Below are 19,666 nucleotides of genomic sequence, written 5' to 3' on the forward strand. Positions count from 1 at the left end.
TTTTGTAATATATTTACACCCCCTCGAAGCGGCGCGCCACGGCTCCATTGGGCTTCGGCAGCGGGCCGTCTTCATTGGTGGCATGGTCATCAAGCCATTGTTCCGACGGCGAAAGCAGCCCTCGATAGATCTCGCCGCAGAGCTTTCGCGCTGCCCTGCCGGGCCAGTCGCCAGGCAAGAGCTGAGCCGGCAGCAGCGGATCACGCAGCACAACGCGGCGGTAGTAGTGGATCAGCAGGATTCGCGCGGTGAAGGCATCGGCGTCATCAAGCGTTTCGCCGCGGGCGATCCAGCCGTGCAGCGGCTCGAAGGTCTTGATGAACTTCAGATAGGCATCCGCGGTGCGATCGAGCGGCCAGCTCTCGCTGAGCAGCCGACGCCCACTGTCGTCTTCGGCGGAGACTTCAAGACGGATCGCGCGCGATGCTTCGGCGGGGATCGGAGCGCCCGACGGCGCGATCCAAACACCCGGCAGCGGACTGCCGAAGCCGGCATTCTTCAGCGCCTCGCGCGCGGCATCGCGATCCTCACCGTTGCCGATCAACAACAGCTCGAAACGGCCGGTCCAGTCCGACGGCGGCGGATCGTAGATGTGCTTGGTCGCGGTATCGAAGGTCTGCCGTCCCTTGGCGTTGAGCCGATAGAAGCTGTTGCGGCCGACCTTGTTGCGTTCGAGCCAGCCGTCGGCGGCGAGCCTCGACATCGCGGTGCGCACCACGTTCCCGTCGATATCCAGCGACTGGAAGAATTCGAGCAGCGTGCCAAGCCACACCGACCCGCCGCGCGGCACAATGGCATCGCCGAACACGGTGATGACGATCGAACCCGTGCGCGACGGCTCACGCTTCAACTGGTCGACGATGCGGGCAAGCGGCTGCGGCATGCGTCAACGCATAGCGCGTTTTGTCGATTCACGACAAATGCGGGGTGCGGTGCCTTTGCTCCCTCGCCCCGCTCTTGCGGGGAGAGGGTTGGGGTGAGGGGCTGATTCCGCCAACTGGACAGATGAGAGTACGTGGAGAGTCCCCTCACCCGGATTGCTTCGCAATCCGACCTCTCCCCGCAAGAGCGGGGCGAGGTAAGGAAGTCAGCGGTTCGGATCCGGATAGACGATGCCGCGCCAGCCGCCGCGGTCGAAGGGGGCCCATTCGCCCTCCTGCTGCGCGAGGCGATCGGCGACCGCGTAAACCGCGGCCGGATGATGGCCCATGCCGCAATGGCTGCTTTCGACCTCGATGCTCTCGGACATCGGCGAGGTCTGCTCTCGGCAGCCCTGCCAGGCGCAGACGCCGTCGGTTCGGCTGAAGATCGCGGTGGTCGGCACCGGAGGCGCGCCGGCAAGTGAGCTGCCGAAGCGGGCATCTTCGTCCTCGGCACGGCGGCCACTGGCCATCTCATAGACGCGCCATGCGTTGGTCGATTTCGGTCCCGAGGCAAACGGGCTGCCGAGCGTGATCACCTGGCGCACGCGCTCCGGCATCATCTTGGCAAGCTGTCGTGCATAGAGGCCGCCGAGGCTCCAGCCGACCAGCGATACCTTGCGGCCACTCGTGTCGTTCATCTCCTGCAGCAGGTCGATCATCGCATCCTGCACGCCGGCGCGGAGCCCGAGATTGCGGCCCTGCCGCCAGCCGCTAACGGCGTAGCCCTTACTCCTGAGGAAGTGGCGCAGCGGCCGGGTTGAGATGTCTGATGCGATCAAACCGGGCAACACCAGCACCGGATGGCCATCACCGCGCGGGGCGAGGCTCAATAACGGCAATGCACCAAGGAAGGCGCCAAGCTCATGAAAGGCGCGGCCTTCCAGCAACATCAGCGCCCTGGACGGCGGGCTCAGCGTCTGCGCAGCAAACGACATTTCAGCTCCTCTTCCCGGCTCGGCTTCTCGCATCACCGCGGCCGGCGATATCGACAGGATGGGTCAGCAGACCTGACACTTGCCAACGGAATCATTTCACGACGCAAATCCGTTCTGAAAGCTAGGGAACCGGCCAGTTCCGCGCAAGCCGCGCGGATCACACTTGCCACAACTAACTTGCCACAACCAAAAGGGCCGCAGCCCAATCGGTCACAGCAGGCGCAACGCATATTCCAGCGTGTAGAGCGCGAGCCCGGCCAGCCCGCCGATCAGCGAGCCGTTGAAGCGGATGTACTGCAGGTCCTTGCCGACATTGACCTCGATCAGGGAGATCAATTGCTCCATGTCCCAGGTTTTCATCTGGTCGGCGATGAAGGTCGAGACCCCGCTCTTCTGCTCGGCAATCACGGTGCGCAGGATGGCGACAAGGCCCTGGTTGATCTCGCCGCGCAGCTCGACATCGCCGGCCAGCGCATCGCCGGCCTCGACGAACATTCTCGCAAGCTGATGCTGCAACACCTGCGACTCGCCCGAGGCGCTGCGCTGGATGAAATCCTTGACATTGGCCCAGACAGTGCGCCCGAGATTGGCGAGCTCCGGCCGCGCCATCAGGTCGCGCTTGAGGCCATCGACGCGATCCGCAAATGCCTTGTCGCTGCCGAGCCGGTCGACGAAGGATAGCAGCATCCGGTCGAACTCGCCGCGGAACGGATGCTTCGGATCGTTGCGCACCTCCTCGAAGAACTTCGTCGCCGATGCGATGATCCGGTTCACGACGAACTTGTCGGCACGATAGAGCCTGAGCAACGTGGGCATCTCCGCACGCACCTTGTCGCGGATCACGGCCATGGTTTCCTTCTGCGTCAGCGTCTGGTGCATCACGCGCAGAATATCGTCGAGCAGGCCCTCATGCTTGCCCTCCTGCACGAAGCCGCGCAGCGCGCCCGCGGCAAGCGGCGCGAGATCGATCGAGAGCAACTGCGTCGTGACGCGGCGACTGATGAACTGCATCAGGCCCGACGTCTCGGTCGCCGCAAACGCCTCAGGCAGCATCCGCAGCACGAAGCGCGCAAGGTCCTCGCTGCGCTTGCGGTCGCGCAGCCAGTCGGCGATGAACGCTCCGAAATCGATCTCGCGCAGCTTGGCCTCGACCGGCCCTACCTCCAAAAAATTGTTCTCGATGAATTCGCCGAGCTTCTCGGCGATGCGCGCCTGATTGCTTTGGATGATCGCGGTATGCGGGATCGGCAATCCCAGCGGACGCTTGAACAGGGCAACGACGGCATACCAGTCGGCGAGCCCGCCGATGGTCGCGGCCTCCGCGAACGCGGCGATGAAGCCGAAGGCCGGGTGCATCGGCAACAGCGCCTTCGAGGTGATGAAGATGATGAAGGTCGTCGCCAGCACTCCCGTCGCCAGCCACTTCACGCGCCGCAGCTCCGCGGCGCGTTCGACGTCGATGGGAGTGGCGACGAGGGTGGCGGGAAGGGTCATGGAGACTTTCGATCGAACGACACGACGACCCTCATCCGAGGAGCGCGAAGCGCGTCTCGAAGGATGAGGCCCGTATGGTGGCCTCATGGTTCGAGACGGCGCAAGAGCGCCTCCTCACCATGAGGGGATGTATTGGAGCCCGCCCAAAAAAAGAAGGCCCGCAGAATGGCGGGCCTTCGAATTGGGCAGTTGGTCAGCGCGATCAGGCGGTCTTGCCGTAGACCTTGGCGAAGTTGTCCTGAGCAGTCTTGGCGCTGTCGGCGACAAGCTTGCCGAGATATTCGGTGGTGGCCTTCGCCCGCGAGACGAATACCTCGCCGTTGGCACGGACCAGATCCGACTGGATCTGGGCGGCTTCGCTCAGCGACTTCGCGGACGCGAGCTTGTCGATGCCGGTGAAGAACGCCTCGGCGTCCTGGTAGATCACCTGCTGAATGGTGCGGCTGATCTTGGCGGCCTCGGTCACCGAACCGGCAACAGCGGACTCGATCACGGCGGTCACCTTCTCCGACCCAGCATAGGCATCGGCGGCGCGGGTCTTGGCGGCCTCGGCCTGCTTCTTGACGAACTCACGGGCGGCTTCCGGAACTTCCAGGTTCTGGAGCTTGGTGAATGCCTCGGTCACGGGTGCGAAGGCTTCCTTGACGCTGTTCAGCACGGAATTGGTTTCGGTGGTCATTGCGGTCTCTCCATCCTCAGGTTTGAGCTATGGGCTCACCCCGTCCGCTATGGCCCAGGGCGAGGATGTTGTGCCATAGTTAATGCTGCGACGCAACATCGATATTGCATCGCAATATCACGAACCCGTGATCTGCTCAGATATGCAACGGGTTGCTCGCGGAACCGGCAGATAAAGGTGCCTAATTACTACTGAACGGCATCCGGTAGTCCATAAGCCTCCATCTGCGCCCGGACCAGCGCCACATTATGCCCGAGCACCACAATGTCGTGGGTCTTGCCCTCGGCATCGCGAACGTGGTCACGGAGCAGCGCCTCCGCCTTGAAGCCGAGGCCCTCGAACAACGCGATCGCCGCCCGCTGGTCGACCGTCATTTGCACCGAGAACTTCTCCAGCCCGGCGCCGAGCGCGATAGCGAAGGTCTCCTGCGACAGCGCCCGGCCGACGCCCTGCCCGCGCACGTCGAGCGACACCACCATCCTGATTTCGCCGACATGCGGCGACCAGGAGTGCGGGTCGCGCACCAGCGTGCCGCAGCCGACCACCTTGCCGTCCTTGATCGCGAGCAGGCTCGTGATGTCGCCACGCTCGATCTCGTTGATCCAAGCCGACAGCACCTTCGGCTGACTGATGTTGCGCGGCAGGAACAGGAGATCATGCGTCGGCAGCTTTTGCGCGAAGGCCAGCACCGCAGCCTCGTCGGCGCGCGTCATCAGGCGAAACTCGATGTCGCCGGCATCCAGCTTGACGTGGCGCGGATAGGAACGTTGTTCGGTCATATCGATCTCTTGCCCAACCAGGAGTCCAGTTTCGGCCATAGCCGCTTGATTGCATTGGCGCCGGCGACGAGCGAGACGTGACCGCCTTTCAGCATCACCTCCTCCTTGTCCTCGGAGCCGATCTTGGTGATCAGGTGTTTGGCCGCATCATACGGCACGATGTGATCGTGCTCTGCGACCGCGTGCAGGATCGGCACCTTGATGTCGGCAAGCTTCGCATCGCGGCCGCCGACCGTCATGGTGTCATTGTAGAGCTTGTTGTCCCACATCAGGTCCTTGGTGATGGCGCGGAAATATTCACCCGCGAGCGGCAGCGTGTCGGTCGCCCAGCGGTCGAACATCCGGTACGACTTCACGAACTCGTCGTTCCAGATGTTCTCCCAGAGCTGCACCTGGCTCGCCACGCGCGAGGCCGGCCGCAGCATCTCGAACGATTGCAGGATCAGTTCGGGCGGCATATTGCCGGCGCTCTCGAGCAGGCGATCGACGTCGAAATAGCGGCGGTCGGCGAAGTTGGAGAACAGCTTCATCTCGCGGAAGTCGATCGGCGTCGTGAAGCAGATCAGATTCTTCATCGGCCCATCCTTGAAGATCGAGCCGTAGAGCAGCGACAGCACGCCGCCGAAGCAATAGCCGATGACAGAGACATCCTTCTCGCCGGAATCCTGCTGGATACGGCGGATGGAATCCGGAATGAAGTCGAGGACATAGTCCTCCATGCGGAGCGATTTCTCCTCCGGCTTCGGTGCGGTCCAATCCAGCATGTAGACGTCGTAGCCGTGCTTGAGCAGGAATTCGATGAAGCTCTGCCCCGGCACCAGATCGAGGATATAGCCGCGATTGGTGGTCGCCATCACGATCAGCACCGGCACCCGATACACTTCATCTGCCAGGGGGCGGTAGTGATAGAGGTTCATGGTGCCGCGCGAATGCAGCACGTCCTTTGGCGTCGAGCCGAGCGACGGACCCGCGGTCGAGAAATATTCGACACCCTTGATGCTGCGCTGGATCGCGCGTTGCACCTCGGATTGAACGCGCTCGGAGATCGAGGCGAAATCAAAGCCGGTGGGAGCGTTCATTACGGCTCCCCCTCCGACGGCGGACGTTTGGTACGCGGCGGCCGCGGCGCAGCACCGTAGTCGCCCTCGGGCGTCAGCGAGTGATGGTGTACCTGCTGCAGCAGCGACTTGATTTCGTTGAGCTGCCCCTCGATCGATTGCAGCCGCTCGGCCATGCCGACGAGCTGGGCACGGCTCGGCAGGTTCATCGCCAGCAGATATTTCTCCATCAGCTCGGAAAGCTGCTTCTGTGCGCCCGCCGCGACGCCGCCGGCCTGATTCATCATTTTGGAGAACTCAGGCGACGACATCGCCTGGTTGGCGAAAGAGTTGAAGCCCTTCTCCATCTCGCCCATCATCGTCTGCCAGATCACGGCAGGGTCGTTGCCCTTGTCGGCCATTCGGCGCTCCTCCACACCAACTCCGAGCGCTTGGCGCGCTTTCGCTTGTTTCGAGCATACGACACCGTTGTCGCAGGCCGGTCAACTCCACGCCGTCGTCAACCACATCGAAAGCCTTCTGCGCTGCGTCAAATCGTGGCATAGAGTTTCCTGATCGCGATAACAGCAGGGGGATGCCCGTGACTTCGCTCGCCCATCAGCCGCCGCAGCTCGTCCGCGCCAATGGCATCGACATCTGCTACGAGATCTTCGGCCATGCGGACGCTGAACCGTTGCTCTTGATCATGGGTCTCGGCGCCCAGATGATCCACTGGGACGACGAATTCTGCCGGCAGCTCGCCGCGCGCGGCTTCCGAGTCATCCGCTTCGACAACCGGGATATCGGAAAGTCCTCGCATCTGAGCGGCGGCAAGCGCCTGACGGCGCTCGAGCTGCTCAAGCTGCGCTTCCTCAAGATTCCGGTCGCGGCGTCGTACAGGCTGATCGACATGGCACGAGACACGATCGGGCTGATGGACGCGCTCGGCATCAGGAAGGCGCATCTGGTCGGGGCCTCGATGGGCGGCATGATCGCACAGGAAGTCGCGATCACGTTTCCGGAGCGCGTGCTCTCGTTGACCTCGATCATGTCGACCACTGGCAATCCCAGGGTGCCGGGGCCGAGCCGCGAGGCGGCCGCGGTGTTGATGGCGCCGCCACCCGCCACCAAGGATGAGTATTTCGCGCGCTATGCGCAGACCTGGAAGGTGCTGCGCAACGGCTCGTTTCCGGAGGATGAAGCACTGGACCGCTCGCGCGCGGAACGCACTTATGCACGCGGGCTCAATCCGGCCGGCGTCAGCCGCCAGCTTCGCGCGGTGCTGGCCTCCGGCAGCCGCAAGGAGCGCTTGCGCAGCGTCAAGGCGCCGACATTGGTGATCCATGGCACGGTCGATCCGCTGGTCCACCCCGAAGGCGGCAAGGACACCGCCGCCTCGATCCCCGGCGCAAAGCTCGTGATGATCGACGGCATGGGTCACGCGCTGCCGATCCCGATGTGGCCACAGATCATCGACGCCATCGACCAGCATGCTCGCGGCGCAGCCGCCAAGGCGGCCTGAACAAGGTTTCTCCCGGTAACCATGTGAGCCCGGGGTGCGCTCTTTCGGGCGCAGGCGCAGAGCCTATAGACTGCCTGCCGCGGCGCATTGGCCGCTTGCAATCCGTCACCGGGAGCCTCCAGATGAACAGCCTGTTCCGGCCGCGAGCAGCGATCGCCGCTGCCGTCCTCGTTGCGCTCGCCTCCCCCGCCGCGATGGCGGCGACCAGCGAGGCCCAGCAGGAAGCCAACCGCAAGGCCGTGCTGGCCTTTTACGAGAAGGGACTGAACCAGAAGGATGCCGACGCAGCACTCGCCTATGTCGGCGACCGCTATGTGCAGCACAATCCGAACGCCGCCGACGGGCCGGAAGGCTTCCGCAAATTCATCGCTTTCCTGCGCGACAAATTTCCGAGCTCGCACAGCGAGATCAAGCGCTCCTTCGTCGATGGCGATTATGTGATCCTCCACGTCCACGCGGTGCGCGAGCCCAGCACCCGCGGCAACGCCATCATCGACATCTTCAAGCTGGAAAATGGCAAGATCGTCGAGCACTGGGACGCGGTGCAGCCGATCCCGGAGAACTCGGCCAACGACAACACGATGTTCTAGCGAGTAGCCCGGATGGAGCGCAGCGAAATCCGGGAAGGCTTCGCCCGCGGAGCGACGCGACCCGGATTTCGCTTCGCTCCATCCAGGCTACGCATCTATCTCTACCCGCCCGCCCAGACGTCCAGTACGTAGCGGTTGTTCGCGCCCATCTCCTCGATCCAGCGCGACGCCATGTCGGCATCTGCACTGGCCCGCTCGCGATAAATCGACATCAGCGTCGTCTTGACGTCGGGCTCCATCTTGCCGCCATCGCCGCAGACATAGATGATCGCATCCTGCTGGATCAGGGAGTAGCCCGGATGGAGCGCAGCGAAATCCGGGAAGGGTTCGCCCGCGGAGCGACGTGACCCGGATTTCGCTTCGCTCCATCCAGGCTACGCATCTATCTCTACCCGCCCGCCCAGACGTCCAGCACGTAGCGGTTGTTCGCGCCCATCTCCTCGATCCAGCGCGACGCCATGTCGGCATCTGCACTGGCACGCTCGCGATAAATCGACATCAGTGTCGCCTTGACGTCGGGCTCCATCTTGCCGCCGTCGCCGCAGACATAGATGATCGCACCCTGCTGGATCAGGTCCCAGACCCGATCCTTCTGCGCTGCGATGAGATGCTGCACGTAGGTCTTCGGCCCGTCAGCGCGCGAGAACGCGGTATGCAGCTCCGAGACGCCATCGGCCGCGAAGGCCTTCAGCTCGTCCGCATAGATGAAATCCTGCTCCGGATGACGGCAGCCGAAGAACAGCATCGCTGGCCCCAGCGTTGCGCCCCGTGCTTTGCAGGCCGCGCGCTCCTGCAGGAAGCCGCGAAACGGCGCCAGACCGGTGCCCGGTCCGATCATGATGATCGGCACCGCGTTGTCGTCGGGCAGTCGGAAGCCCGCCTTGGTTTCCTTCACGATGGCGTGGACTGTGTCGCCGGCGCGGCGGCGTGCCAGATAGTTCGAGCATGCGCCCCGGTAGATGCCGCGGCCAGAGCTCGCCGGCGCCGCGACCACGCCGACCGTGACGCTGCAGCGCTGCGCCTCGCCTGCCGGTGACGAGGAGATCGAGTAGTAGCGCGGCGCGAGCAGCGAAAGCATCTCGAGATAAAGGTGGAAAGGCAGCTCGCAGGCCGGATATTCCTCGAGCAGGTCGAACACCGACTTGCGCCTTGCCAGCACCTCGGTGCGGTAGCGTTCGGCGGAGGCGTCGTCATCGCCGGCATAGGCCATCAGCCTCGGCTTGGTCACCGGGCAGCGGGTGTGCTCGGCCATGATCTGGATCTGCTTGCGGGTCGCGACCTGCTGCAGCTCGACAAATTCGGTGAGCAGGCGTCCGACCGACACCGCGTTGCCGACGGGCAGTTGCGCACGGCGGCCGTCGGCGACCTGCAGCTTGATCTGGTCGGCCGGCAGGAAGCCGAAGCGGCGGGCGACGGAATCGACCAGCGTCGGATCATTGCGCGGCACGATGCTGAGGTGGTCGCCGACGCGGTACTTGAGGTTCGCCGGCAACTCGATTTCGATATGGCGCGTCGAGCGCTCGGAGGGATTGGCACCATCCTTGTTCTGCAGCTCGTTGTTGACCAACACCTTCATCGGCACCGCGCCGCCTTGCGTGAGGATGGTGTTCACAGCCGCTTGCGCCACTGGCTCGATCGCATAGAGCGGCTCGTCCTCGGCAGTGCGGGTGAAATTCCAGTCGATGCCGAACTCTTTGGTCGCGACCTTCGCGGCCTCCGGAAACCATTTCTGGAACTGGCCGTCGAGATCGCCGCGCGCATCGCCCTCCCCGCGCGGATAGACGGCGCGCGCGCCGTGCGCGGCGAGCTGCTCGTCGATGAAGCGCGGCACCGATTGATAGGTCGCGGCCCAATCACTGTTGCCGCAGCCGAACACCGCATAGCGCACCTTGGCGAAGGCATCCTTCGGCAGCTCGCCGCCGAGCCATTTGACAAACTGCGTGGCGTTGTCCGGTGGCGCGCCATTGTAGGAGGCACAGATGATCAGCACACCGCCCTCCTCCGGCAACTTGCCGACATAGTCGTCGAGCGGACCAAGCCGGGTGGCAAAGCCGTTGATCTCGGCGAGATCGGCCATGCGTGTGGCGAGCTCCTCGGCCGAGCCGAGATTGGAGCCGTAGAGCACCAGCATCGGCGTGTTGTGGCCCGGACGCGTGGTCGGCGCACGTGCCGCCTTCGGCGCGGCAGCAACCGCGCTCGCGCTGCCGGCGAACGCGCCGCGCTCCCTGTCGTCGCGCGGCCGTACCTTGATCTTGAAGCCTTCTGGCTTGATCGTCAGCGTCTCCTTCAGATGCATCTGGTAGCGGTGCACGTCGATCAACTTGAAGCGCTGCAAGATCATGCCGATCGCGAGCGCCGCTTCATGCATCGCGAAGCCGCGGCCGATGCAGGCTCGCTGGCCGTTGCCGAACGGCTTCCAGGCATTGATCGGGCGCTTGGCCTCGGCCTCGTGGCTGAAATTCTCGGGGTTGAATACGTCGGGGTTCGGCCCCCAGACGCTGGGATCGCGATGCAGCGCCATCACCAGCACGGTGATGAAGGTGTTCTTCTTCAGCTTGTACTTGCCGCCGATGGTCTCGTCGTTGAGCGGCGCGATGCCGTAGGCGGGCGCCGGCGGCCACATCCTCAACGCCTCCTTCAGGCATTGCGTGATGTAGGTGAGCTGCGTCACCTGCTGATAGGTCGGCCTTGCATTGATGTCGGGGCCGAGGACTCGGTCGACTTCCTCATAGGCCTTCTTCAAGACCTCGGGATGCTTGAGCAGCGCGTAGATTGCGCATGACAACAGGCCGCTCGTGGTCTCGTGGCCAGCAATCAGAAAGGTATTGATCTGGTAGCGGATGTTGACGTCGTCGAGCTGTTCGCCGGTGCCGCGATCGACGCCGGTCATCATCGCCGCCAGCATGTCCTTCTTGTCGTCGGTGGCGGCCGTGCTGGCACGCCGCTCGGCGATGATCTCGTCGACCATCCTGTTCATGAAGGCAACGTCTTCAGCGAGCGTCCTGCGCCGCTTCTGCATCCATAGCCCTTCGAGCGGCAGGCCGCGGGTCATCATGATGGTCTCGAGCGAGCGCACCAGCGATTCCACGAAGGGATGGTAGTCGCGGCGGTAGAACGAGTTGAAGCGATAGTCGAAACCGCAGAGGCCGATGGTGTCGAGAGTGAGCGCCGTCATGTCGTGGACGACGTCGATCTCCTCGTCGGCGTTGAGCCGCTCCCATTTCTTGACGAGCTGCTCGGCGATGTCGACCATGCTCGGATGGTACGACTGCATGGCGCGGTTGCCGAACGGCTGCATCAAGATATTGTGCGCCTTGCTCCAGTTCGGCTCCTTGGTATCTGCCGTAAACAGGCCGTCGCCGCCGACCGCGCGCACCCGACGCAACGAGCCGCGCACTGCTTTGTCGAAGCGCTTCTCGTCGGAGAGCTCATCGACGAGGTCGTGGCCGGAGACGATCACGATCGGCGCGCCCATCATGTCGAGCCAGAAGATCGGGCCGAGCTCTCTGGAGAGCCGCACCAGATGCTGCACCGGCGCGGTGGAATCCAGCGACAGCATGTTGCCGACCACCGGCTTCGTCGGCGGATGCGGGATCGGACTCAGCCTGTTGCCGGACGCCATCTTTGAAACTGCCCCCTCGCTACGCGCCGTCATCCCTGCATAACGGCTTCGCCGTTATTGCCTGAGGAGCGCGCAACGCGCGCGTCTCGAAGGATGGCTGCTTGCTCCAGTCCCTCTCATCCTTCGAGGCGCGCCGAAGACGGCGCGCACCTCAGGATGACGTCTAGCCGAATTTCTTTCTACGCCACTCGATCAGCTTGGCGCTGACTTCTTCGGGCTTTTCCTGCTGCGTCCAATGGCCGCTGTCGTGGACCAGGTATTTCTCGAGGTCCGGCACCAGCCTCTCCATGCCGTCAGTGGCTGACGGCGGCAGCACCGCGTCGTTCTCGGCCATGATCATCAATGCCGGCACCCGCACGTGATGGTCGAGACCAGCCGAACGTTCCCAGTTGCGGGTAAAGTTGCGGTACCAGTTGATGCCGCCGGTGAAGCCGGTCTTGGTGAAGGTGTCGACGAACACCTTCTTCTCCTCCGCCGACAGGATCGGCGTGCGCGGATCATGCTTGGCATCGTAGTTCGCGATCATCTGCGGAAACGCAAGGTTGAGCCGGGCTGACGCGCCGACGCCGGCGATCGGCTGCTCCTCCGGCGTGCCGGGAGGACGCGCCACCGGCTTACGCATGAAAGCATCGAAAGTCTGCTCGACGCGGCTAGCGAAGATGCGGTCCGGCTCGCGGGCCGGATCCTGGAACTGGACGATATACATCTGATCGCCGAAGCGCTGGCGGAACAGCGCGATCGGATCCATCGGCGCGCGGTCCCAATGCGGCGTGTTGACGCCGACGACGCCGGCGACCCGCGACGGATGCCGGAGCGGCATCTGCCAGACGACGAACCCGCCCCAGTCGTGGCCGACGAAGATCGCCTTGTCGATCTTGAGATGATCCAGCAGCCCGACGAGGTCGGCGGTCAGATGCTCCATGTCATAGGCCTCGACCGGCTCCGGCCGGTCGGTCGCGCCATAGCCGCGCTGGTCCGGCGCGATGACGCGGATCCCGGCCTCGCCGAGCGCCTTGATCTGGTGACGCCAGGAAAAGGCCAGCTCCGGCCAGCCGTGGCACAACACCACCGGCGGCACGTCGGTCTTGGAGCCTGCTTCGTAAAACCCCATGCGGATGCCGTTGGTCTCGGCGAACTGCAGCGTCGGCATTTCAATCATTGGGAGACCTCCTATTCGGCCGCGCCCTTGATGTCCGCAGGCGGAGGCGCGAACGCTGCCTCGAGTGCATCGAACTCGAGCGGCAGCATGTCGCACAAAACCTGCACATGGGGAATGATATTGGCGCCCACGATGAAGCCGAAATCAAGCTGATCGCGGTAGCTCTGCACGGTGATGTTGAGCGCAACACCGTGGGTCGAGATCGAGACCGGGAAGATGTGCAACAGCTCGGCGCCGGCGGCGTACAGCGTCTGCCGCGGCCCAGGCACGTTCGAGACGGTGATGTTGACCGCCGGCGGCAGCACGTTGGAAAGATCAGAGCGGCTATAGAGCAGCGACATGACCTGGACCAGGATTGGCGCGCCCAACAACGAGATGTTGGAGACCTGCGGCATCAGGGCGCGCAGCGGATGCGACATCTCCTTGGACTTGGTGGATTGCGCGATGATGGTCTCGAGCCGCTTCCGGGGCTCCTCGATATCGGTCGCGATCGAGCAGATCATGCCGAACACCTGGTTGTTGGAGTCGGCATTGCCCTCCTCGCGCAGCGAGATCGGCACACCCGCGGTCAGCGACTTGTTCGGCAGCGCGCCCTGGCTGATCAAATAGCGCCGTACCACGCCGGAGGCGAGCGCAAGCACGACGTCGTTGAGCTTGCCGCCGGACGCCTTTGCCACCGCCTTGGCTCGCGACAGTGAGATCGATGTCCCGGCAAAGCTGCGTTCCGACGAGATCGCCTTGTTCAGGATGGTCGGCGGCGAGGACATCGCCTGCAGGCTGTCGCGCGACCTCGGATCGGCGACCTTGGCTACCACGTCCGACAGGCTCTTCAGCACGGTCGGCATGCTGCCGGCAAACTTCACCGCGTTCTCGATCTGGAACATGGCATTGTCGAACAGGATCGAGCCGAGGTCGCTCTTGCCCGAGCGCGGCAGCGCGAGGTTCTTCTGCGCCGCGGCCGCTGCCTCGAAGGGCTGGGTCCAGAGCTGCTGATATGCGTCGAGCAGATTGGCGGCGATGTCGCGCGGCTCTTGCGCGACCTTTTTCGCGCTCGGCGGATCGACCTGGCGCGGCACCGGCGTCACGTCATAGATCATGCTGGTCAGCGCAGCCCCTGCGCCGCCGTCGATGCAGGCGTGATGCATCTTGGAATAAAGCCCGATCTCGTTGTCCTTCATGCCCTCGAACACGTAAAACTCCCAAAGCGGGCGAGCGCGGTTCAACAGCTTGGCATGCATCCAGCCGACGATGCGCTCGAGCGTCGCGCGGTCGCGCGGCTCGGGCAGGCTGGCGCGGAAGATGTGGCGGTCGATATCGAACTGATCGTCCTCGACCCAGGACGGATGATCGATGTCGAGCGGCGCCTTCTGCAGGCGTGCCTTCAGGATCGGCGCGATGTGCAGACGCGAGACGAGCATCGCCTTGAACGCCTCGAAGAAATCGCCCTTGTAGTCCTCCGGCAGGCGAAAGATCGCCATGCTGCCGACATGCATCGGCATCTCCGGCGTTTCCAGATAGAGAAACGATGCGTCCAGCGAGGACAGCTTCTTGGCGTCGCCCATGGTTTCCTCCCGAGAGTAAGAACTCGTGCGGGCGCCCTGGCGGCGCTTCTTGTTGTCAGCTCAGGATAGTGCCTGTTCCGCGGGCCCATAAGCAATGGCAAAGGGACCGGACCGGTTAAAATGACGAAATTCGCCCTCCGGCTGCGCGAGGCGGTCGGCGAGCGCCCACAGCGCGGCCGGATTGACACCGAGCCCGATGTGGCTCGCAAAATGCACCTCGATGTTCTCCGCCGTCGGCGACGGCTGCACCCGGCTGGTCCGCCAGTTCACGATGCCGTCGGTGCGGGAATAGATCGAGGTCGTGGGCACCGGCATGTCGCCGGCGATCGCCGCGCGGATCTCGGGGATGTCATCCACCGCCTCGCCGGACAAGAACTCATAGAGCCGCGTCGCGTTGGTCGCACGGATGTCACCGGCAAACGGACTGCCCAGCGTGATGACGGAGCGCACCAGTTCCGGCATCTGCACTGCAAGATCGCGCGCAAAGACGCCGCCCAGACTCCAGCCGACGATCGAGACCTTGCGCCCGGACGCCTCGTGAATTCGCCTCAGAAGATCGCGCAGTGCCGCGCGCCGGCTGGCAACGCCGCCGAAATTGCGGCCCATGTTCCAGGCATGGGCTTCGTAGCCGAGCTCCTTCAGATAGCGCCGCATCGGCGCCATCGAAAGGTCGCTGGCGAGGAAGCCCGGCAGCGTGAGGACCGGATGGCCGTCGCCTTTCGGCGCCTGCATCAGGAGCGGCGACAGCAGCAGGCTGGAGTTGAACTCAAACACACCGCGCGCCTCGGCCAGCATCAGAAACAAGCTTGGCGGGCGCAACCGGCGCTCGGCCCCATCGGCGCTCCTGTCCATGGCAGCCCCTATTTCTTGTCTTTCTTGCCCATGCCGCCGAGACCGGCCATCGCCACGAACATGTCCTGGAAGCGCTCGGCGAGCTTGGGATCGAAGGTGAACCAGCTCTGCATCAACGATTCCGGCGAGATCTTCTCGATGTTCGACAGCATCTGCTGCTGCAACTTGTCCATGACAGCGGTCTGCATCGGCGCCACGTCGGGCAGTCCGAAGAACTGCCGCGCTTCGAGGGGCGTGCAATCTATCTCGACATTGACCTTCATATCCGCCTCCTCACATGCGCCTCATCAGCATCAGTATCACCGCGACAGGGTGAGTCATGCAAGCGACCCGCTCTGCACCGAGCCTCAGTCGGCCTCAATCATCCGTTATGGTCAACCAAACCGTTCCGCGGCAAATGGACCGGTATCCGCGAACGGTGTTTCGCCGGTCATCATCTCCGCGAGCAGCCGGCCGGTGACCGGCCCAAGCGTCAGGCCATGATGCTGATGGCCGAAATCGAACCAGAGGCCGGGATGCCGCGGCGCCCGGCCGATCACCGGCAGCATGTCCGGCAGGCACGGCCGCGCGCCCTTCCAGGGCTTTGCGTCGATGACCTCGCCGAGCGGAAACAGCTTCCGCGCGCGCGGCACCGCCAGATCGAGTTGGGCGGACGAAGCGGGCGCATCGCGCCTTGCGAATTCGACGCCGGTGGTGACGCGGATGCCGCGGTTCATCGGGGCGAGGCAGTAGCCAAGATCGGCATCCAGCACCGGCGCATTCATCACGGCATTGTCACGCGGCGCGACATGGACGTGATAGCCGCGCTTGACCTGCAACGGGATCGCGTAGCCGAGCGGTGCGAGCACTTGATCGGACCACGGTCCCATCGCGAGCACGACCTCGCGCGCGGTGATCGAACCCTGCAGCGTCGCGATCCGCCAGTTTCTGCCGTGCTGCTCCAGCGTACGGCCGTCACCGACGAAGAAGCGGCCGCCACGGCGGCCGAACAGGGCGGCATAGGCCTTGGCGAGCCCGCCGGGATCCGGAACGAAGCCCGGCGTCGGCAGATACACCCCGCCTGCAAACTTGCCGGTCAGATGCGGCTCGCGCGCCGCGATCGCCTTGGCGTCGAGCACCTGATTGTCGAGGCCGTATGCTTTGGCGCGCGTAACCTCGTGCACCGCCTTGGCCAGCGAGGCCTCGGAGCGATACAGCTTCAGCCATCCGGTCTTGCGCAGCAGACCCGGCACGCCCGCCTCAGCGACCAGCGCCTCGTGCTCGATGAGGCTCTGCCTGATCAACGGCAACTCGGCACGGGCGCTGGCAAGCGCTCGCGCCGGCGACGAAGCGAGGTAGTAACGAAACAGCCAAGGCAGGAACTCCGGCAGGTCGAGGACGCGATAGCGCATCTGCGGCGTGCGATTCAGCGCGTAGTTGAGGATCTCGCCGACGTCGCGCGGAAACATGTAAGGGAAGATCGACGCGCATTCGATGATGCCGGCATTGCCGAAGCTCGTTTCTTCACCCGCAACGTTGTGACGATCGATCAGGGCCACGTCCCGGCCCCGCTTTTGCAAGTGCAAGGCAGCACTGACGCCGACCATTCCTGCCCCCAGGACCACGGTGTCGGCCTTCAATTCCGCCATCCGGCACTCCGAAAGTTGAATGTCGCGCGCTCGCGGCTACCCCTTATCTTGAAATCCTAGTCATTGCGGCGCACCCGCGCAAACCGGCTAACCCTTTGGGAAATCGTGCTTGCGTGGGCAGCAAACTCTGGCAACATGGGCCGCAACAGCAGCCGGATGTCAGCAACCGGCGGACAATAACGGGGGATATTGAATCACATGTCGGTATGTTGGCGTTTGTTTGCGGCGACCACCGTCGCTTTGCTCGTTTGTGCCCTACCGGCATCAGCTCAGACCTTGCGCTACGCCAACCAGGGCGAGCTCAAGTCGCTGGATCCCTACACGCTGAAGGAAACCACGACGATCGCGCATCACGCCCAGGTCTACGAGGGCCTGACCGCGCGCGACAAGGACCTCAAGATCATCCCCGCCCTGGCAGAAAGCTGGGAGACTCTGAGCCCGACCAAATGGCGCTTCCATCTGCGCAAGGGCGTCAAATTCCACAATGGCGATCCCTTCACCGCCGACGACGTCCTGTTCTCCGCCGACCGTGTCCGCGCCAAGGGCTCCAACTTCCTCAGCAACGTCCCGGCCGACGCAAAGTTCACCAAGGTCGACGATTACACCGTCGACGTGACGCTCGATTCGCCCAATCCCATCCTGATCTCGCAATGGGATAGCTGGTACATTATGGACAAGAAGTGGTGCGAGGAGAACAACTCCGTCGCACCGACGCCGGCCTCCGCAACCACGCCGAGCTACGCTGCGTTGCACGAGAACGGCACCGGCCCCTTCACGATCGAGAGCCACCAGCCCGGCGTGAAGACCGTGTTCAAGGCGTTTCCGGGTTACTGGAAGAAGCCGGAGCATAATCTCAAGGAGATCATCTTCACCTCGATCGGCTCCGACGCCACCCGCGTTGCCGCGTTGCTCTCGGGCGAGGTCGACGTGATCGAGCCGGTTCCGCTCCAGGACATCCAGCGTGTCAATGCGAGCGGCGTCGCCACCGTGATGACCGCACCGGAGATCCGCACCATCTTCATCGGCATGGATATGGCCCGCGACGAGCTCTTGTACTCGAACGTCAAGGGCAAGAATCCGTTCAAGGACATCCGCGTCCGCGAGGCCTTCTACAAGGCGATCGACGTCGATCTGATCAAGACCCGCGTCATGCGCGGCATGTCGACGCCCTCGGCGCTGATGATCGCGCCCGAGCTTTATCCGCTGTCGAAGGACTTCACCCGGCCGAAGGCCGATCCGGATGCCGCCAAAAAGCTCCTCACCGAGGCCGGCTACCCGAACGGTTTCGAAGTCACCATGGACTGCCCGAACGACCGCTACGTCAATGACGCCGCGATCTGCCAGGCGGTGGTCGGCATGCTGGCCCGCATCGGCGTCAAGGTGGACCTCTTGGCGCAGCCGAAGGCGCAGTATTTCGCCAAGGTGCTGAAGCCCGGCGGCTACCAGACCTCGTTCTTCTTGCTGGGCTGGACGCCTGCGACCTCAGACTCCCACAACGTGCTGCATGACATCCTCGGCTGCCGGGACGATCCGAAGGATTCGACCCGTGGCGAGGCCAATCTCGGCGGCTATTGCAACAAGGAAGTCGACGCGCTGACCGACAAGATCCTGGTCGAGAGCGACACGGCCAAGCGCGACCAGTTGATCAAGCAGGCCTACGACATCGTTATCAAGGATTACGGCTACATTCCGCTGCATCAGCAACCGCTGGTGTGGGGCGTGTCGAAAAAGGTCAAATTGGTCCAGCGTGCGGACAACCAGGTCCTACTCTACTGGGCGACCAAACAGGGTGAATAGTGGTTTTGGCGAATTGGGTCCCGGAAGCGCCTGCTTCCGGGACCTCTCGTTTTCCGGCCGCGCAACGCCGCGCGCCGGATGTCAAAAGCAGTGAAAGGTAGAGATGCTCGCTTTCACTCTTCGTCGCATCCTGCAGGCCATCGGCGTCATGCTCGCCGTCGGCGTCATCGCGTTCGCGATGTTCCGCTTCGCCGGCGATCCGGTGAACCAGATGGTCTCGATCGACACCTCCGCCGCGCAGCGGGCCGAAATCCGGCACTCGCTCGGCCTCGACGATCCCGTGCTGGTGCAATTTGGCCGCTACTTCATCAATGCGCTGCAGTTCAAATTCGGCGTGTCCTACCAGTTCCGCCTGCCGGTCTCCTCGCTGCTCGCGGAGCGCATGCCGGCGACGCTGGAGCTCGCGATCTGCGCGACGCTGCTGGCGATGGTGGCCGGCATTCTGATGGGTGTCTATTCGGCGCTGCGCCGTGACACCATCCTGGCCAAATTATTCCAGGCGGTCTCGCTGATCGGCATTTCTCTGCCGACCTTCCTGATCGGCATCCTGCTGATCTATCTGTTCGCGGTGACCTTGGGCTGGCTGCCCTCGTTCGGCCGCGGCGAGGTGGTGAAGCTCGGCTGGTGGAGCACGGGACTTCTCACCGTGTCCGGCTGGAAAGCGATCATCATGCCGGCGATCACGCTCGGACTGTTTCAGATGACCCTGATCATGCGGCTGGTGCGTGCGGAGATGCTGGAGGTGCTGCGCACCGACTACATCCGCTTCGCCCGCGCCCGCGGACTGACCACGCGCGCCATCCATTTCGGCCACGCGCTAAAGAACACGCTGGTTCCGGTGATCACGGTCGCCGGCCTGCAGTTTGGCTCGGTTATTGCATTCTCGATCATCACCGAAACCGTATTCCAGTGGCCGGGCATGGGGCTCCTGTTCGTGCAGGCCGTGCAAAACGTCGATATCCCGATCATGGCCGCGTATCTTCTGATGGTCTCGCTGATCTTCGTCACCATCAACCTGGTGGTCGACATCCTCTATACCGTCGTCGATCCGAGGCTGCGCACGACCGTCAGCCGCTCGACCTGAGGC

At 63.6% G+C, this 19,666-nt stretch carries 18 protein-coding genes; 4 read left to right on the plus strand and 14 right to left on the minus strand.

Annotated elements, in window-relative coordinates; all coding sequences use genetic code 11:
* Window positions 1–13 precede the first annotated feature (13 nt).
* From paaX to P6U25_RS25590, 7 genes are all read right to left on the minus strand, one after another.
* Window positions 14–883: a phenylacetic acid degradation operon negative regulatory protein PaaX gene (paaX, locus tag P6U25_RS25560; RefSeq protein ID WP_407147533.1), complete on the minus strand. Its 870-nt coding sequence runs from the start codon at window positions 881–883 to the stop codon at window positions 14–16.
* A 204-nt stretch (window positions 884–1,087) separates the two neighbouring features.
* Entirely contained in the window at window positions 1,088–1,858 is a 771-nt protein-coding gene (locus P6U25_RS25565; RefSeq protein ID WP_407147534.1) for an esterase/lipase family protein, read from the minus strand.
* Window positions 1,859–2,068: 210 nt separating this feature from the next.
* A complete protein-coding gene (locus tag P6U25_RS25570) occupies window positions 2,069–3,352 on the minus strand; it encodes a DUF445 domain-containing protein (RefSeq protein ID WP_407147535.1) in 1,284 nt (427 codons plus the stop codon).
* A 202-nt stretch (window positions 3,353–3,554) separates the two neighbouring features.
* On the minus strand, window positions 3,555–4,031 hold the full coding sequence (locus tag P6U25_RS25575) for a phasin family protein (RefSeq protein ID WP_407147536.1): 477 nt from the start codon (window positions 4,029–4,031) through the stop codon (window positions 3,555–3,557).
* A gap of 188 nt (window positions 4,032–4,219) precedes the next feature.
* Window positions 4,220–4,810: a GNAT family N-acetyltransferase gene (locus P6U25_RS25580; protein WP_407147537.1), complete on the minus strand. Its 591-nt coding sequence runs from the start codon at window positions 4,808–4,810 to the stop codon at window positions 4,220–4,222.
* Entirely contained in the window at window positions 4,807–5,889 is a 1,083-nt protein-coding gene (locus P6U25_RS25585) for a PHA/PHB synthase family protein (protein WP_407147538.1), read from the minus strand. Before P6U25_RS25585 ends, P6U25_RS25580 begins: the two co-directional genes overlap by 4 nt.
* Window positions 5,889–6,269, minus strand: a complete 381-nt coding sequence (locus P6U25_RS25590) for a hypothetical protein (protein ID WP_407147539.1) — start codon at window positions 6,267–6,269, stop codon at window positions 5,889–5,891. Before P6U25_RS25590 ends, P6U25_RS25585 begins: the two co-directional genes overlap by 1 nt.
* Window positions 6,270–6,442: 173 nt before the next feature.
* Between P6U25_RS25590 and P6U25_RS25595 the strand changes: the two genes are divergently transcribed.
* Both P6U25_RS25595 and P6U25_RS25600 read left to right on the plus strand, forming a co-directional pair.
* Window positions 6,443–7,369 (plus strand): alpha/beta fold hydrolase, encoded by a 927-nt coding sequence (locus P6U25_RS25595; RefSeq protein ID WP_407147540.1) that lies wholly within the window; start codon window positions 6,443–6,445, stop codon window positions 7,367–7,369.
* Between the two features lie 122 nt (window positions 7,370–7,491).
* Window positions 7,492–7,959, plus strand: a complete 468-nt coding sequence (locus P6U25_RS25600) for a nuclear transport factor 2 family protein (protein WP_407147541.1) — start codon at window positions 7,492–7,494, stop codon at window positions 7,957–7,959.
* 101 nt (window positions 7,960–8,060) lie between these two features.
* Here the strand turns inward: P6U25_RS25600 and P6U25_RS25605 are convergent, their stop codons facing one another.
* From P6U25_RS25605 to P6U25_RS25635, 7 genes are all read right to left on the minus strand, one after another.
* A complete protein-coding gene (locus tag P6U25_RS25605; RefSeq protein WP_407147542.1) occupies window positions 8,061–8,198 on the minus strand; it encodes a hypothetical protein in 138 nt (45 codons plus the stop codon).
* Window positions 8,199–8,347: 149 nt separating this feature from the next.
* Window positions 8,348–11,581: a bifunctional cytochrome P450/NADPH--P450 reductase gene (locus tag P6U25_RS25610; RefSeq protein WP_407147543.1), complete on the minus strand. Its 3,234-nt coding sequence runs from the start codon at window positions 11,579–11,581 to the stop codon at window positions 8,348–8,350.
* 163 nt (window positions 11,582–11,744) lie between these two features.
* Complete coding sequence (locus tag P6U25_RS25615; protein WP_407147544.1) at window positions 11,745–12,740, minus strand: alpha/beta fold hydrolase; 996 nt, start codon at window positions 12,738–12,740, stop codon at window positions 11,745–11,747.
* Between the two features lie 11 nt (window positions 12,741–12,751).
* The gene (locus tag P6U25_RS25620; RefSeq protein WP_407147545.1) at window positions 12,752–14,302 is read right to left on the minus strand and encodes a WS/DGAT/MGAT family O-acyltransferase; all 1,551 of its coding nucleotides are present in this window, start codon (window positions 14,300–14,302) and stop codon (window positions 12,752–12,754) included.
* Window positions 14,303–14,362: 60 nt separating this feature from the next.
* Window positions 14,363–15,154: an esterase/lipase family protein gene (locus tag P6U25_RS25625; protein WP_407147546.1), complete on the minus strand. Its 792-nt coding sequence runs from the start codon at window positions 15,152–15,154 to the stop codon at window positions 14,363–14,365.
* A gap of 8 nt (window positions 15,155–15,162) precedes the next feature.
* A complete protein-coding gene (locus P6U25_RS25630) occupies window positions 15,163–15,417 on the minus strand; it encodes a DUF6489 family protein (protein ID WP_407147547.1) in 255 nt (84 codons plus the stop codon).
* Between the two features lie 111 nt (window positions 15,418–15,528).
* On the minus strand, window positions 15,529–16,782 hold the full coding sequence (locus tag P6U25_RS25635) for an NAD(P)/FAD-dependent oxidoreductase (RefSeq protein WP_407147548.1): 1,254 nt from the start codon (window positions 16,780–16,782) through the stop codon (window positions 15,529–15,531).
* 198 nt (window positions 16,783–16,980) lie between these two features.
* Between P6U25_RS25635 and P6U25_RS25640 the strand changes: the two genes are divergently transcribed.
* Together P6U25_RS25640 and P6U25_RS25645 are read left to right on the plus strand one after the other, a co-directional pair.
* A complete protein-coding gene (locus P6U25_RS25640) occupies window positions 16,981–18,579 on the plus strand; it encodes an ABC transporter substrate-binding protein (RefSeq protein WP_407147549.1) in 1,599 nt (532 codons plus the stop codon).
* 103 nt (window positions 18,580–18,682) lie between these two features.
* On the plus strand, window positions 18,683–19,663 hold the full coding sequence (locus tag P6U25_RS25645; protein ID WP_407147550.1) for an ABC transporter permease: 981 nt from the start codon (window positions 18,683–18,685) through the stop codon (window positions 19,661–19,663).
* Window positions 19,664–19,666 lie beyond the last annotated feature (3 nt).

The sequence above is a fragment of the Bradyrhizobium sp. ORS 86 genome, assembly GCF_045571475.1.
GTDB lineage: Bacteria > Pseudomonadota > Alphaproteobacteria > Rhizobiales > Xanthobacteraceae > Bradyrhizobium.

Coding starts and splice junctions, on each gene's coding strand:
- P6U25_RS25610 (WP_407147543.1), bottom strand. CDS start 11,581: ATGGCGTCCGGCAACAGGCTGAGTCCGATCCCGCATCCGCCGACGAAG.
- paaX (WP_407147533.1), bottom strand. CDS start 883: ATGCCGCAGCCGCTTGCCCGCATCGTCGACCAGTTGAAGCGTGAGCCG.
- P6U25_RS25615 (WP_407147544.1), bottom strand. CDS start 12,740: ATGATTGAAATGCCGACGCTGCAGTTCGCCGAGACCAACGGCATCCGC.
- P6U25_RS25640 (WP_407147549.1), top strand. CDS start 16,981: ATGTCGGTATGTTGGCGTTTGTTTGCGGCGACCACCGTCGCTTTGCTC.
- P6U25_RS25600 (WP_407147541.1), top strand. CDS start 7,492: ATGAACAGCCTGTTCCGGCCGCGAGCAGCGATCGCCGCTGCCGTCCTC.
- P6U25_RS25585 (WP_407147538.1), bottom strand. CDS start 5,889: ATGAACGCTCCCACCGGCTTTGATTTCGCCTCGATCTCCGAGCGCGTT.
- P6U25_RS25625 (WP_407147546.1), bottom strand. CDS start 15,154: ATGGACAGGAGCGCCGATGGGGCCGAGCGCCGGTTGCGCCCGCCAAGC.
- P6U25_RS25645 (WP_407147550.1), top strand. CDS start 18,683: ATGCTCGCTTTCACTCTTCGTCGCATCCTGCAGGCCATCGGCGTCATG.
- P6U25_RS25630 (WP_407147547.1), bottom strand. CDS start 15,417: ATGAAGGTCAATGTCGAGATAGATTGCACGCCCCTCGAAGCGCGGCAG.
- P6U25_RS25635 (WP_407147548.1), bottom strand. CDS start 16,782: ATGGCGGAATTGAAGGCCGACACCGTGGTCCTGGGGGCAGGAATGGTC.
- P6U25_RS25620 (WP_407147545.1), bottom strand. CDS start 14,302: ATGGGCGACGCCAAGAAGCTGTCCTCGCTGGACGCATCGTTTCTCTAT.
- P6U25_RS25575 (WP_407147536.1), bottom strand. CDS start 4,031: ATGACCACCGAAACCAATTCCGTGCTGAACAGCGTCAAGGAAGCCTTC.
- P6U25_RS25590 (WP_407147539.1), bottom strand. CDS start 6,269: ATGGCCGACAAGGGCAACGACCCTGCCGTGATCTGGCAGACGATGATG.
- P6U25_RS25565 (WP_407147534.1), bottom strand. CDS start 1,858: ATGTCGTTTGCTGCGCAGACGCTGAGCCCGCCGTCCAGGGCGCTGATG.
- P6U25_RS25595 (WP_407147540.1), top strand. CDS start 6,443: ATGCCCGTGACTTCGCTCGCCCATCAGCCGCCGCAGCTCGTCCGCGCC.
- P6U25_RS25605 (WP_407147542.1), bottom strand. CDS start 8,198: ATGGAGCCCGACGTCAAGACGACGCTGATGTCGATTTATCGCGAGCGG.
- P6U25_RS25580 (WP_407147537.1), bottom strand. CDS start 4,810: ATGACCGAACAACGTTCCTATCCGCGCCACGTCAAGCTGGATGCCGGC.
- P6U25_RS25570 (WP_407147535.1), bottom strand. CDS start 3,352: ATGACCCTTCCCGCCACCCTCGTCGCCACTCCCATCGACGTCGAACGC.